Raw genomic sequence first — 13,043 nt, 5'->3', positions numbered from 1 at the left:
CTTGCCACCGAATGACAGTAAAGACGTCATTGACTGCAATGCCAGCATTGCAAGTAAAGACGTCAATACCTTCAAAGACAGTATTGACCGCAAAAAAGTCTTTGACTGTAAAGACTTCAAAGACAGTATTGACGGTATTGACAGTATTTGCACTAAGGTGGGGAACATGACAGCTACAACAGCGTTCGACCGCACAGGCATGGACCGCATCTGCGGCTTCGTCAACGGTAAGGGCGGAGTACTGAAGACGACCCTGACGGCAAATGTGGGTGCTCTGCTCGCAGTGTCCGGGTGGAAGGTCCTGCTCGTAGATATGGATCCGCAGGGAAACCTGGGCCTGGATCTTGGTTACAGGCACGGAACCCAGGACGACGACGGCAGCGCCCTTGCTCAGAGCCTGATGTTCGGGACGCGGCTAGCGCCACTGAAAGACATCCGCCCTAATCTAGACGTCGTTCCCGGGGGAGCGGAGCTTGACCAGGCAGCTGCCGGCCTTATCGCGCAGAGCAGTAAGGATGGCAGCAAGGCAAAGTTGGCCCTCGCCCGTTCGCTTTCCCCGATCGCGGCCGAATATGACATCATCTTTATCGACTGCCCGCCCGGGAATGAACCCCTGCAGGTTGCAGCCCTCGGTGCGGCCTCGTACGTAGTGGTACCGACTAAGACGGACAAAGCCGGCCGCGAAGGACTTATCGGCGTCGCCAAACGTCTGGATACGGTCATTGACGTCAACCCGAACCTGGACCTGCTCGGCGTCATCATCACTGCTACATCTTCGACCGCTACCAACGTTCACCGGACGACGCGGGACGCCATTGCAGAGACCTTTGGTACGGATGCCGTGCTATTCAACGGCATGGTGCGACATGCGGAAGCTCCGGCCCAGGCAGCCCGCGATAGGGGAGTGCTGGTCCATGAGCTCGAAGAGCAAGTCAAGGCTGCCCCCAAATGGTACGAGGTGCTGAAGGGTACGGCCGAAGCCGGCCAGAGCCAGCCTCGGTCGGCCGCCAACGTCGCTGAAGACCTGTACCAGATCACCAATGAACTCGTTGCCCGCCTGGAAGCAGCCGAGGAAAGGAACGCATCATGACTGAAAGCAACCGCAAACCCATCGGCGTGCCGCCCCGTCGGAATGCTGACAACCTCGCCGTCCAGAACCTGATGAAAGCAAACAGGGACTCAGCGACTACGGGCAGCGACGCACCTGCGGCCTCTGCGACGTTGCGTCCTAACCCGCTGCCGGACACCGCCCCCAAACAGATCACTTTCTACATGGCCGCGGATGACCTAAGGCGCGCAAAAGCCGCCTACACGGGAACGAGCGGCAAGGAGATGGATCGGAGCTGGTCGGACTTCATTTCCCGCGCAGTCCTCATGGAAGTGGAACGACGCGAACGCCTCTACAACGAAGGCAGCCAGTTTCAAGGCGGGGCGCAGAACCTTGCACCCGGGCGGAAAATTCAGCTTTGACTGTAATGCAGTCTTTGACAGTAATGCCGTCAAAACAATTCAACTCTCGCCAGTAGACGTCCCGCACGGTTCACGCCGGTGATGTGGCCAGAACAGGCAATGCGGCACCAACCCGGCTAGCGTGGCCCCTGAACCATTCTGGGTAAGGGGACAGCCGATGGCAGGGCGTAAGAAGCAAGTAGATGGTCAGCTGAGCTTTGAGGCTCTGTGGGCGGCACCAGAGGAGGATCGTGCGGCCAGGGTGTGGCGGTTGGCTTTGACGTCCCACATGGAGCCGGCGGCGTTGGAGACCGTGGCGTAGGCGTCGTTCAGGATTTCCCGGACGAACTCCTGGTGCGTGCCGGCGTCGATCCAGACCGCACCGAATGGCTGCAGATCTACCCGCAGGCCCGCATCCTCGCAGCGTCATCGAGTGATCTTGCCGGGGATAAGCGCCGGCAGTTCGTGGCCCGCGCGGCGGCCAACGAGTGGGACGCCGTGGTTATGACCCGCACCGCGTTCCAGCGCGTGAGCCTGAGCCCTGAAGCTGAAGCCGCGTATATGAGGGCCGAAGTCGCCCAGGCTCGGGCCGAGCTGGAAGCCGTCAGGGACAGCGGCCAGGAGAACGGACAGCCCAGCGCGAGTATCGTCAAACGGCTCGAAAAGGTGGTCCTGGGACGGGAAGAACGCCTCAAAGCCAAGCTCGATACCCCCGCCGATCCGGGAATCAGCTTCGAGGAAACCGGCATTGACTACCTCGTGGTGGACGAGCTGCACGACTACAAGAACCTGGAGACGCCCAGCAACATCCCCGGCGCCGGAATCCAGGGCTCCAACCGTGCATCGGACCTGCATATGAAGACAGAGTTGCTGCGCCAGCGCGAGGGCCGGCGCGTGATCACCGGGGCCACAGCGACACCTATCGCGAACTCCGTCACGGCAATGTACGTTATGCAGCGCTACCTGCGCCCGGATCTGCTCCAGGCTGCAGGAATCCAGGACTTCAACACCTGGGCGGCAACCTTTGGGCAGGTTGTCGAGGAAATGGAACTCTCAGTAGCCGGCGGTGACCGGTTCAAGCTCAAGAGCCGGTTCGCGAAATTCCAGAACGTCCCCGAGCTGCTGAAAATGTTCTACACCTTTGCGGATGTGAAGACCGCCGAGGACTTGAAGCTCCCCGTCCCGGCCCTCGCCGCACGCGACGGGGACGGGCTGCGGCAGCCGAACATGCTCACCGTGGAACCCAGCCCCGAACTGCGCGAGTACATCCAGGACATCGGCCAGCGGGTGGACCGCATCCAGCAAAAGCTCGTGGACGCCGAGGAAGACAACATGCTCAAAGTCTCCTCAGACGGCCGTAAAGCCGCACTGGACATGAGACTCGTTGACCCCGCACTGTTCCAGCAAGGGCCCACCAAGATCAGCGCCACCGCTGAGCTGCTGGCCAGCGTGTACGAAGAGCACAAGGACCGCATCTACACCGACCCGAAAACCGGGGAACCGGACCCCGTGCCCGGTGCCCTGCAGCTGGTGTTCTGCGATTTCGGCACACCCTCTGACCGGTGGAACGTCTACGGCGAACTCAAAGACCAGCTACGCCGCCGCGGCGTGCCCGAACACCTGGTCCGGTTCATCCACGACGCCAAGAACGACACCGAGAAAGGCCGGCTCTTCGCCGCCGCCCGCTCCGGACAGATCGCCGTGCTCATGGGATCAACCTCAAAAATGGGTGTGGGCACCAACATTCAAAAACGCGCCGTGCACCTAGTGGACATGGACGCGCCGTGGCGGCCCTCGGACGTCGAGCAACGCCACGGCCGCATCCTGCGCCAAGGCAACCAGAACCCCGAGGTCCGCATCTCCCAGGTCGTCACCAAAGAATCCTTCGATTCCTTCATGTGGCAGGGACTTGAAAGAAAGTCCCGGTTCATCAACCAGATCATGCGCGGGCGCCTGGACGTGCGCGAAATCGAAGACATCGGGGACAACACCCTGAACTTCGCCCAGGCGAAAGCCAGCACCAGCGGTAACCCGCTGGTGCTGGAAAAAGCCGTCGCCGACCAGGAACTGGCCCGCCTGAGCCGCCTGGACCGGGCCTACAACCGCAACATGGTTGCTGTCGCCCACACCAAACGCGGCGAACAATCGGCCGCCGACGCGGCCGCCGGCGACCTGCCCCTGATCCAGGCAGCAGCGGCGCGGACTATCGACACCACAGCGGACGCCTTCAACGCCACCGTCGACGGCAAATCCCTCGATAACCGCGGGGACGCGGCCGAAGCGCTCCGGGCATGGGCCGGCAAGCACGGCCACCGGCTCATGAATCTCTACGGCTACGACGAGCTTGGAACGATTGCCACCCTTGGCGGCCACGACCTCCGTGCCCGCCTCATGCCGGCCCGGGACCTGGACAGGGCAACCGTCGAAGTACGCATCGACGGAGTACCCAGGGCAACAACACAAATAGCCCGCCGCAGCCTCCTGTCAGCCGATCTAGGCACCATCAGGCAACTCGAAAACAGGGTCTCATCGCTCCCAAAGCTGGCAGCCGACGTCGAAAGACGCCGGCACGAAGCACTCACCCACGTGGAACAAGCAGGGAAGGCCCTGGCGGAACCCTTCAAGCACGCCGACGCACTCAAAGCCGCCCAGGCGGACTCGGCACGGATCAACCAGCTCATGGCCGACGCAGCAAAACCCGAAGAACCAGCACCATCGGAACCTCCGGCCGAAATCGACCCCCGGATGGAAAAGATGCAACGGCTCATGAATGCCTCATTCCCGCCACAACCCGGCACCGCGGCCTCCACCGGCACAACCGCCCAACCGCGTACCCCGGACCAGCACCGCCAACAACAAACCGAGTATGGGCGCTAAATCCCCTGCCGTTTGAATCGAGAAAAGTGGTTTTATCGCCCCGATGTCGTCGGCTTCACGTATGCGCTGATATCCGCGTTGTCGATTCCTGTCCCTGCACGCCGTTGGGTGCTGATCAACTGGGCCTCCGCAGTCGGCGGCCTGGCGGCGATGTAGGTGGACTCCTCGCCGAGAATGTTGGCTACGCAGAGCAGGGGGGACGGCGGTGGGACTCTGGATGCTTCGTCATGCGAGTTCAGCTGACGGTTGTGGATCCGGGTATTCCTCAAGAGCCTTTTTGCTTCCGTTGTCCTCGTGATGGCTGCGATCAATCACGTGACGAGCTGCCTCCCGGATTATCCTGGCCGGGTGTTCCGTGGTCATTTTGGAGACTTCATAACTAACTTCGTCGCTGTAGTGAATCCACTCATCACTGGCGGCCATTCTTTGGAGGCCATGAAGCGTGAACAGTGGAACTCGAATGCCCCCCGACCGGAGTGAGTTTAGGAGTGCTGAATAGACGAGGGGAGCCCTTGCTCCCGGGCAGACCAGCGCGCACGATGACAGATGACAACGAGGACCGTTCCGCACGGACCGGCCTGATAACCATAAACGGAGGATTCATGACCAGGGACGCCAATATCCACGCTCAGGAGCGCTTCGGCGCCGCTGTAAACAGCGGCAAACTCGAAGAATTCGACGACGTCGTCGCGGCCGGCTGTGTCGACCACGACCCGGCACCGGGACAAGGACCGGGCCCGCAGGGATTCAAGGACCTGTTCACAGGGTTGCGCTCTTCTTTTCCGGATCTGCACCTCGACGTCGAACACCTCACAGCCACCGACGTCGACGTCGCGTTCGCCTACACGATCACCGGGACACATCAGGGGCCGCTGATGGGCCACCCGCCCACCGGCAAGAGCTTCAAAATCCGGGGCATGCAGATCGGACGCTTCGAAGACGGCCAACTCGTCGAGCGCTGGGGAAGCAGCGACCAGCTGGGCATGCTCACCCAACTCGGGCTGTCCCCGCAGCCATGAAAATCGTCCGCGCACTAGCCACCGGGGCCGCAGCAGGCGCCGCCGGGACTACAGTCCTGAACACCCTCACCTACCTGGACATGGTCTGGCGTGCCCGCCCTGCCAGCAGCACACCCGAGGCCACCGTCGAAAAACTGGCCGACGTCACAGGGGTCAAGATCCCCGGCAACGAGGAAGAACGCACGAACCGGCTGGCCGGGCTAGGCCCGCTGACAGGGCTTGTCGTCGGCGCCGGAGTCGGCGCGGTCCTCGGACTTGTCAGGGAGGTCGGATACCGGCCAGGACTCCTCGCTTCGTCACTGACTGCGGCGGCCGGCGCACTGATCGGCAGTAACGGTCCCATGATCGTTCTCGGAATTACCGATCCCCGCACCTGGTCTCCCGCGGACTGGGCCAGCGACATCATCCCGCATCTGGCCTACGGCATTGTGACAGGCGCGGCGCTGCACGCCCTGGACCCGGCCGCCGACCGCCCCCGTTGACCCGCCGGGGGTGCAACGGGCAGACTTCCCCGTTGCACCCCTGACCGTCCAAACCGTCTTCGGGATTTCTGGCCGGGGCGCAGAAATCCCGGGAATCCGATTCGCGGCAACACGCGGGTGAGGCAGCGATTGCACCCTTCTCAAAGGGTGAAGTAACCCCGTCCACCCATAAGGGTCCGGGATCATGGTGGTTCTTATCTGGCAGCAGGCGGCACTCGGTCCCCTGATTTCGAGTACACGGCACCCCGCCGGGATTGGCCTAACGGAACTGTCACATTCCGGGGCCCCAACGCCTCCGCGACCTCGTTCATCGCGGGCCCCGATCAAGCTGCGATTTCCCACCAAAGTGGGTTCAAGTCAGATTGACAAAATCAAGCGGGTGATGCCCGTGGCTTCGACGATCTCGGAGATGGACTGATTTTCCTGGTCCCGAAGGTGGGCGGCATAGGCAAGCTTCGCTGGATTGATCACGCTGGGCCGGCCGATCCTTTTGCCGTTAGTAACAGCAACGGCACGTGCGTGAGCTGCGGAACTGAGACGACGCGTTTCCATCGTTTGGCTGGTCTTTGTGACTGTTCATCAAGAATGGCTGCTTTTTCACAGCTCATGGTGGCGGATTAGCTGATACCGATGACAAAGGTTGGAGCCGTACAAGTCCGCGACGCGCTCCACGGCCACCATGATTGGGCGCTTCCGCCTGAGGGACCGCATCCATGGCTCCCCGTAGATGTCCATGCATTCATCCTGGTTAGAAATCTGTCGAGAGTGCCGGTTTCGGTTGCTGGGGCTAGGGAGCACGCAACGCCGGATGTACTGGTAAGGGACGACGTCGAGGTCCACACCATCGCGGCGGCCGTGCTGGCGGTGCGGATGCTTCCGGCCCCGCTCGCCGCGGCACCCAGCGTCCCCGTGACCACGGTTCTGGTGACGCCGGCGGTGGTCACCGTGGTTGTCGACGTGGTGGCGTTGAACGTGAGCGCCATCCTTTCAAACTGTGTCTCACATCAGTAGCACACCTCACTCCGTCGAGGCGCCTGACGGTGCAACCGATGGCGAACTCATAAGCGCTGTCTGCCAGGCCGTGCGGTGACGTTGTACTCAATCGAGTCAAGGACGAAACGCAGATAGGAATAGTCCCCGCTGGGGGCGTGCCAGATTCCCTCGCCGCGCTCCGCAACCCAGTGCGGTCCGAACTGTCGATAGCTCCCCAGCGGGGTGGACCAGCGCATTTTGGTGAACGACTTTCCGTCCGCGGACGCCGCCCCGCGTTCGTCAGCAACAAAATCTATGAGCTCCCCGCGATCGTTGAACGAAAGGACGGCACTGACGGTGTGGCTTCCGTTGGTAAAGGACGCACTGACGGTGTGCGAATCGATTTCGCGCCACCGGATTCCCGGATCGGCCAGCGCGCCTGGCGCGAACACGCAGAGGTCATTGAACAGCGTCACCGTCTCGGCCTCGTCCATGTCCGGCCCATGAGCATCGACCACCGTTACGGTTGATGCGAGCTTCACCCGCATGGTCGCGGAGGGCCCGATGAACCGGTGGAAGGCCTGGATCGGCATGCCCCCCCGTGAGGCGTCCATGAGGAACAGGCGTGAGAATCGGTCGTAGAAGTTGCTTTGTCGGCCGGTGAAGGACATCCAGGGCGCGGACGGTCCGCTGCGGATCTGCCCGTGATAGCGGGCGAAGAAGTTGTGAACCTTTGGCAGACCGACCGCACCGCTGAGCCGAATGTAGCCTTGCACCACCGCGGGAAGCCGGGAGAGGTCGGTTTCGGTAAGTATCGGGTACTGGGCGGCCCGGGCCAGCCCTTGTGAGACGTCGCGCTCGTACTGGGCGTGGAAGCTCTGCGGCCCTCGCGAGAGGTAGCCGAAGGCGACGCCGACGAGCAGGATGAGGTTGACGATCGTCCCGTAGGCGGCGTCTGCCCAGGACGAGATAATCACGATCTGGGAGACAACGATGCCCCCGGTGCAGAATACCCACCATCGTTCTGGCAGGACGAAGAGAGCAACCGAGCCGGCTAGGAGAAGGGCTGCCGCCACTAGCCAGAGGACACCCAGCGGCGCAGATATCTGTTCCGTCAGTTGGGGAACGTCGGCGAACCCAAAACCCTTTGCAGCACCGATCAGGTGGATGAGCGCGTGAGCGACGAGGAAGGCCGCGAAGGCAATTTTCATGACCACCCCGACCGGAGATTTATGGGCACGCCAGGACTGTGGCACGGGTGGTTTCCTAACGTTCAACATGGGCAGCGGGCTAAGAAATGTTCATTGGGAACGTTGATGCGGCGGTCCGGTCAGCGGCGACCACGTAGCCGAGCGGAAGGCGGTGCGATGACGAGCACCGCACTGTCGAGGAAGCGGACAATGGCCGAGCGCCTAAATCAGTTGCTTCGTTCTTTCAGTCCGGCAGCTGTATTTAGGTGCTTGAGGTAGAAAAAGAGCGGGACCGCTCCGATTACCGCGAGCACCAGGAAGATAGGAACGGCTGCCATCGACGCGAAGGGGGTACTCGGATCGGCGCTGGCGCCGAACCACTGATCGGAGGCCACTCCGATGGCCTCGAGCACCAGCATCACAAGCATCCCGCCGACGACCACTTCGCCGAGCGGCTGGCGATTCCAGAGCCACCATGCGCCGCTGATAAGCAAGGGCAACCAGATCGCGAGGTCCTGCACGAAGACCGCATTCGTGGTCGCCCCGGAGCCATTGAGGAAGGCGGCCGGCTGCTCGCTGAGGACGGCCGGAACAATGGTCCGCAACCACACCGCCGCATTGAGTACAGCAAGCACGGTGGCATAGGTCGCGATGCTGCGGGCCGGGAGTCCATCGTCGAAGCTGGCGCGGAATGCTGCAAGGTCCATCTTCCGAACGATCACCACGATGGACCAGAACGCCAATGACAGCATCGCGACGTAAATCAGGAAAAGGCTGTTGAACGGGGTGGCAAAGAGGAACAGCACGCCCTGATAGCTGATGTATGCCAGTGCCCCCAGCCAGAGGACCAGCGCCCGCGCCGAGTCACGCCGCGTGAAGAACATCGCAGCGACGAGCACTGGAATCGCGAGGACCATGATCACCAGTGCGGTACCGCGGAGGTTGCCCTGGGCAACGGGCGGACCCCCAAGAACATCGGGGATGAAAAACGAGGTTGCGGCAGCCGCGAATGCCACGATCGCCAATGCCCCGGAGAGCCGGTACGCAGCGACGGGTAAGTTATTCATGTGCTTGATGCTACCGGCATCGGTGCGATCAATTTTCTGTTCTCAGCCGGGATACCTCCCTCGGCCGTCGGGCTCGTCATGTCTCGCCCTGGTGGTTCGTTGTGTACCTGGGTGCCGTGCATGATCTTCAGCGTGTTAATCTCCATCGCCTCCACACTGTCGAAGCGCAGCTATTTCGTTGCCGCGACCGTGCACGGCGTCGGAAAAGTGGCTGTAGGTCTCTTTTACTATGAGGTTTCTCTGTCGGGGCCGATCTCCTACTCGGGCACGGCATCGGGGTGAGCCTTGTGATCATCGGGGTGACGTTTGGGCCGTTCGACAGACGATTCAGGGCGCGATACGCCGTGCTGATCGCCCCGTTGCTGGGCATCTGATCATCATCATGGCCAACAAAACCTCCATCATGGGCGCCTCCGCGGCAAATGGTGGAACCTGTCAGCGTTCGTGTTCGACGGCGTAGTCACGACCTAGTCCGGGTGCAGACGACTTCTGACATTCCGTGCAGACGACTTCTGAAAACGACAAGTGCGGTGACGGCTGCCAGGCGTTTGTCCGGCCGCATGAGGACTGAAAAGTGGGTGTAGGGGAGAAGGACCGACTCGACGCCGACCAGGGGCGCTTCTAGTGGGAAGATGACACATTCCATCTCAAATACGATCCATTACTGAGACGGCAGGGCCGCTCTCCTGGGGCTCCAGACGTTCCCGTGGCGACACGGGCAGTCGCTGTCTCGAAACGCCGTTCAACAACACTTGGTTTCACAACGGCTAATTGTTCGGGATTAAGAGAACTATGGGGACGGCCATGGCTGTTGTCGGGTGCGCGAGAGTTTCCACCACGGATCAGAACCTTGATCTGCAGTTCACTGCACTCCAGGCCGTCGGCGCAGCGCGGACCTCTCCGGGCAACGGAGTCAGCGGATCCACGGTGGAACGTCCTCAACTCTCCGCCAGTGCGTCCTGGACGTCATCGAGAACAGGGTGCAGGTTTCCGATCCCTCGCGGCGGACGCGGATCGGATTCCGGAAGAAAATTCAGCTTTGACCGCAGTGCAGTCTTTGACAGTAATGCCGTCAAGCCGGGGATAGCAGTGGCAAGGACGGCCCTCAACTCGCGGCCGACGGCAGGGTGACCTCGTCCTCCGGGGCCTCCCAGACCATCTCGAACCGGCAATCAACTCTGGGCCGGCGGTTCAGCCTTCACACTCGGTGCAGTACGCGTGGCCGTCTTTTTCGCGGGCGAGCTGGGACCGGTGCCGGACCAGGAAGCAGGAATAGCAGACGAACTCGTCCGCTGCCTGGGGGATAACCTGGACGATGAGTTCGTCGTTGACGATTTCGCCGCCCGGGATGATTCCATCATCCATGGAGTCTGATTCGTCCAGGTCACGCACGATCCGGGCATCCGGTGCGTTCTCGGACTGCAGCGCCTCGAGCGAGCGGTCCTGTGATTCCTTGACGTCGGAACGGACTTCGTCATAATCGGTTGCCACTTGTGGTGCTTCTCTTTTCATTTGTGTTGGTTACAGCAAGGTGAACGTACAGCATCGGCGTATGATTCCCCCACTCTTGGCGGCATCAACCCTGTGACTGTTAGTTCGGATTGGCGGCTTTTTTCACAGCTCAGTTTGGCGGTTTTCGCACCGTTGGCTTGGTGGATTTGATCGCTCCTTGGCGGCGTTCCGTGATCGCTTGGTCTCGCCTTCAGGGAGAGTGATGCGATGCGGCTAGTCCTTGAGTGCTCGCGACCGTCTATAAAATGTTGCTCGTGACATTCCGAGATCGCGGGCAACCTGTGCTGCGGGTTCACCGCCTTCTACCAGGCGGACAGCGCTTCGAACCTGACTCTCGGTGACCTGGCGAGGCCGGCCGCCAAGGTCCTTTCCGGCTTCTCTGCGTTTGCTGATGGAGTCGGTGACGCGTTCGCGTTTGATCTCGTGTTCCATTTGGGCGAGAGCGGCCATGATCGTGAACAGCATCGAACCCATGGGTGTTGCGGTATCGACGTCGCCACCGCCCAGGTTCAAGACGCGCAAACCAGCACCTCGACCGCGGAGTTCGTCGGCGAAGGAAAGCATGTTCTGGGTGGATCGTCCAAGCCGGTCCAGTGTTGTAATGACGAGGGTGTCTCCGTCAATCAGCGCGTCGAGTGCTCGATCGAACTGGGGTCGTGAAGCCCGCGCCCCGGAGACACCGTGATCCACGTAAAGGTCATCGCGGCGGACGCCGGCGGCTAGAAGGTCCACCTGCTGCCGGTCGGTGGACTGCTGCCGCGTCGAAACGCACGCGTAGCCGATCAGTTTTGTCATGGGCTCTCCGACGTGTCTCGTAACTAATGGTGGATACACTGATTCAACCAGAAGCTTTCGAGACATAGTTACGAGACTCACCGGCCGTGCAAAAATTCGTTCAATTCCACGAAATTTCGGGCACTGCCGGTCGTCGCCTGTCGATTTCAGGAGTCGTCTGCACGGAATGTCAGAAGTTGTCTGCACCCAGGCCAGGTCGTGACTGCCAACGTAGCGAGGATCCGGCAGCTTAAGGGGAAGCAACCCTGAACGGGCCCCGGTCGACATTTCGTAGACACGCGACTCAACACCTGCCGACGTCCTCTGGAAGCAGGTACCGTCGGCGACATGATGATCTGGATCAACGGAACCTTCGGCGTGGGAAAGACAACTGCCGGCAAGGCGCTGGTGGCAGCGCAGCCTGGTCTGCGTCTGTCCGCCCTCCCAATACTGGGCTAAGAGATGCGCCAGCCGGACACCCCCAGAGAATCACGGAACCTGGCGATCTGGCGCCCGCCGTGCTGAGCGGACTTCGGCGGCGGTTCGACCTTCGGCGCAGACCGCTGACGCATGGCAAGAGCGGCGACATGGAGTTCAAAGGTGGAAAGCAGGATCAGCGTGTGCCGAAGGTGCACGCGTCAGTCGCTGGAGCCGGTGTCCGTGGTCAGCCCGCGGTCATCTGCTTCCCGCCGGTTTTCTTCTTCCGCGGGACCGGGCGTGATCGTCTGGTGCCCGGTAGCTGGATCGTTGTCTGTGGCAGCTTCAGGCTGACCGCCATCACGGTCTGATCCGTTTTTCTTCGGGCCCGCTGGACCTGCGGGGTGTCCGGTGACCGGTATCGCCTTCGGACCGCTGCCGTCGTTCAGTGTCTCTTCGAGTTCGCTCATTCGAGTGTTCATCAACTGCTCCCGTTCTTGTCGGTATCTACTTACGGTCTCTTCCACGCTAACAGGCAGGGGGAGAGCAAGCAGGCTAAGCCCAGTGCCGGGCCAGGGCCTGGCGCTGGGGTAGGGGCCGCCGGTGATACCGTGCTGGGGCTGGGCGCTCCTTCCGGGGTCCGGCAGCCTGAGCCGGGGAGGCCCGCCCTGGACCGGCACATGCCTCTCGTGTCCGCCCGTCGTTTGTTGACTCGGCCCTCCCGATACGGGCCCGGTCCCTGCCGGCCGGGGTCGACAGTTACTGGCTCTGACCCGGTTCGCCTAGTACCCGGGCTTGCCGGGTGGGAGGATGCATGTATGAGCGAGAACACACATTCCGGTGCGGACGGGACTTTTCCGGGCGGCGAGGAAGGCCGTGTCCAGGGTTTGGATAAAGAGAACCCGAAGAGGCCGGTCACGCAGCCGATGCGCACCGTGGGCCAGCGTCGCCGGGACTCCGAGAAGAAGCTCGAAAACCACCAGCGCGAATCCCGGACAAAACCGTCAGATTGATCGGCGGTGGGGCGCTTGTTCGTATGGCGTCCGGCACGGGAGGTGCCGATCATCCGGTTAGGCCGGCGCGATGAGGTCCTTCGGCCAGGTGCTGGTACCTGTCCTCCTGCGGTGCGCCGGGTCCGGCTGACTGTGACGGTTCAGGGGAGGGTGCTGAACCGTTCGGCCTTGGCTTTCCTGCCCTGGACAATGATCTGGTCGTCGTCGTAGAGCACCGTTTGTGCGGTGGTATGGCCCCAGATGCCTCCGGGACGTTTCACGGCCACGATGG

General features: G+C 61.8%; 14 protein-coding genes. 9 read left to right on the top strand and 5 right to left on the bottom strand.

Going from position 1 to position 13,043, the window contains the following annotated elements; genetic code table 11:
• The first annotated feature begins 1 nt into the window (after nt 1).
• The 6 genes from ACZYX4_RS15360 to ACZYX4_RS15335 all read left to right on the top strand — a co-directional run bounded on the left by ACZYX4_RS15360 (nt 2) and on the right by ACZYX4_RS15335 (nt 6,838).
• Nucleotides 2-1,090, top strand: a complete 1,089-nt coding sequence (locus ACZYX4_RS15360; RefSeq protein WP_463877405.1) for a ParA family protein — start codon at nt 2-4, stop codon at nt 1,088-1,090.
• Nucleotides 1,087-1,470: a ParB family protein gene (locus ACZYX4_RS15355; protein ID WP_463877403.1), complete on the top strand. Its 384-nt coding sequence runs from the start codon at nt 1,087-1,089 to the stop codon at nt 1,468-1,470. The genes ACZYX4_RS15360 and ACZYX4_RS15355 overlap by 4 nt, the downstream gene beginning before the upstream one ends.
• A 243-nt stretch (nt 1,471-1,713) precedes the next feature.
• Nucleotides 1,714-4,326, top strand: a complete 2,613-nt coding sequence (locus ACZYX4_RS15350; protein WP_463877400.1) for a helicase-related protein — start codon at nt 1,714-1,716, stop codon at nt 4,324-4,326.
• A 602-nt stretch (nt 4,327-4,928) separates the two neighbouring features.
• Entirely contained in the window at nt 4,929-5,345 is a 417-nt protein-coding gene (locus ACZYX4_RS15345) for an ester cyclase (RefSeq protein ID WP_463877398.1), read from the top strand.
• A complete protein-coding gene (locus ACZYX4_RS15340; protein ID WP_463877396.1) occupies nt 5,342-5,827 on the top strand; it encodes a hypothetical protein in 486 nt (161 codons plus the stop codon). The genes ACZYX4_RS15345 and ACZYX4_RS15340 overlap by 4 nt, the downstream gene beginning before the upstream one ends.
• Before the next feature lie 630 nt (nt 5,828-6,457).
• Nucleotides 6,458-6,838: a hypothetical protein gene (locus ACZYX4_RS15335; protein ID WP_463877393.1), complete on the top strand. Its 381-nt coding sequence runs from the start codon at nt 6,458-6,460 to the stop codon at nt 6,836-6,838.
• Nucleotides 6,839-6,885: 47 nt separating this feature from the next.
• Here ACZYX4_RS15335 and ACZYX4_RS15330 read toward each other — a convergent pair whose 3' ends face one another.
• Both ACZYX4_RS15330 and ACZYX4_RS15325 read right to left on the bottom strand, forming a co-directional pair.
• Nucleotides 6,886-8,055, bottom strand: coding sequence for a DUF6544 family protein (locus ACZYX4_RS15330; protein WP_463877390.1), 1,170 nt, complete (start codon nt 8,053-8,055; stop codon nt 6,886-6,888).
• 161 nt (nt 8,056-8,216) lie between these two features.
• The gene (locus ACZYX4_RS15325) at nt 8,217-9,056 is read right to left on the bottom strand and encodes a hypothetical protein (protein ID WP_463877387.1); all 840 of its coding nucleotides are present in this window, start codon (nt 9,054-9,056) and stop codon (nt 8,217-8,219) included.
• Between ACZYX4_RS15325 and ACZYX4_RS15320 the strand changes: the two genes are divergently transcribed.
• Together ACZYX4_RS15320 and ACZYX4_RS15315 are read left to right on the top strand one after the other, a co-directional pair.
• On the top strand, nt 9,057-9,338 hold the full coding sequence (locus ACZYX4_RS15320; protein ID WP_463877385.1) for a hypothetical protein: 282 nt from the start codon (nt 9,057-9,059) through the stop codon (nt 9,336-9,338).
• 510 nt (nt 9,339-9,848) lie between these two features.
• Nucleotides 9,849-10,187: a recombinase family protein gene (locus tag ACZYX4_RS15315; RefSeq protein WP_463877494.1), complete on the top strand. Its 339-nt coding sequence runs from the start codon at nt 9,849-9,851 to the stop codon at nt 10,185-10,187.
• Between the two features lie 60 nt (nt 10,188-10,247).
• On the opposite strand, the gene ACZYX4_RS15310 is transcribed toward ACZYX4_RS15315, so the two are convergent.
• The 3 genes from ACZYX4_RS15310 to ACZYX4_RS15300 form a co-directional block, all read right to left on the bottom strand.
• The gene (locus tag ACZYX4_RS15310; protein WP_123255197.1) at nt 10,248-10,547 is read right to left on the bottom strand and encodes a DUF4193 domain-containing protein; all 300 of its coding nucleotides are present in this window, start codon (nt 10,545-10,547) and stop codon (nt 10,248-10,250) included.
• Nucleotides 10,548-10,781: 234 nt separating this feature from the next.
• Entirely contained in the window at nt 10,782-11,363 is a 582-nt protein-coding gene (locus ACZYX4_RS15305) for a recombinase family protein (protein ID WP_463877383.1), read from the bottom strand.
• Nucleotides 11,364-11,980: 617 nt separating this feature from the next.
• A complete protein-coding gene (locus ACZYX4_RS15300; RefSeq protein ID WP_463877380.1) occupies nt 11,981-12,286 on the bottom strand; it encodes a hypothetical protein in 306 nt (101 codons plus the stop codon).
• A gap of 291 nt (nt 12,287-12,577) precedes the next feature.
• Here ACZYX4_RS15300 and ACZYX4_RS15295 point away from each other — a divergent pair, with 291 nt between their 5' ends.
• On the top strand, nt 12,578-12,772 hold the full coding sequence (locus ACZYX4_RS15295; RefSeq protein ID WP_463877378.1) for a hypothetical protein: 195 nt from the start codon (nt 12,578-12,580) through the stop codon (nt 12,770-12,772).
• Nucleotides 12,773-13,043: the final 271 nt, after the last annotated feature.

It is taken from the genome of Pseudarthrobacter leeuwenhoeki (genome assembly GCF_055412885.1).
This window is presented reverse-complemented; position numbering and strand designations above follow the sequence as displayed.

Bases quoted from the DNA above. Each gene is read 5' to 3' on its own strand.
- ACZYX4_RS15355 (WP_463877403.1), top strand. From the start codon at position 1,087: ATGACTGAAAGCAACCGCAAACCCATCGGCGTGCCGCCCCGTCGGAAT.
- ACZYX4_RS15345 (WP_463877398.1), top strand. From the start codon at position 4,929: ATGACCAGGGACGCCAATATCCACGCTCAGGAGCGCTTCGGCGCCGCT.
- ACZYX4_RS15340 (WP_463877396.1), top strand. From the start codon at position 5,342: ATGAAAATCGTCCGCGCACTAGCCACCGGGGCCGCAGCAGGCGCCGCC.
- ACZYX4_RS15335 (WP_463877393.1), top strand. From the start codon at position 6,458: ATGACAAAGGTTGGAGCCGTACAAGTCCGCGACGCGCTCCACGGCCAC.
- ACZYX4_RS15325 (WP_463877387.1), bottom strand. From the start codon at position 9,056: ATGAATAACTTACCCGTCGCTGCGTACCGGCTCTCCGGGGCATTGGCG.
- ACZYX4_RS15315 (WP_463877494.1), top strand. From the start codon at position 9,849: ATGGGGACGGCCATGGCTGTTGTCGGGTGCGCGAGAGTTTCCACCACG.
- ACZYX4_RS15305 (WP_463877383.1), bottom strand. From the start codon at position 11,363: ATGACAAAACTGATCGGCTACGCGTGCGTTTCGACGCGGCAGCAGTCC.
- ACZYX4_RS15295 (WP_463877378.1), top strand. From the start codon at position 12,578: ATGAGCGAGAACACACATTCCGGTGCGGACGGGACTTTTCCGGGCGGC.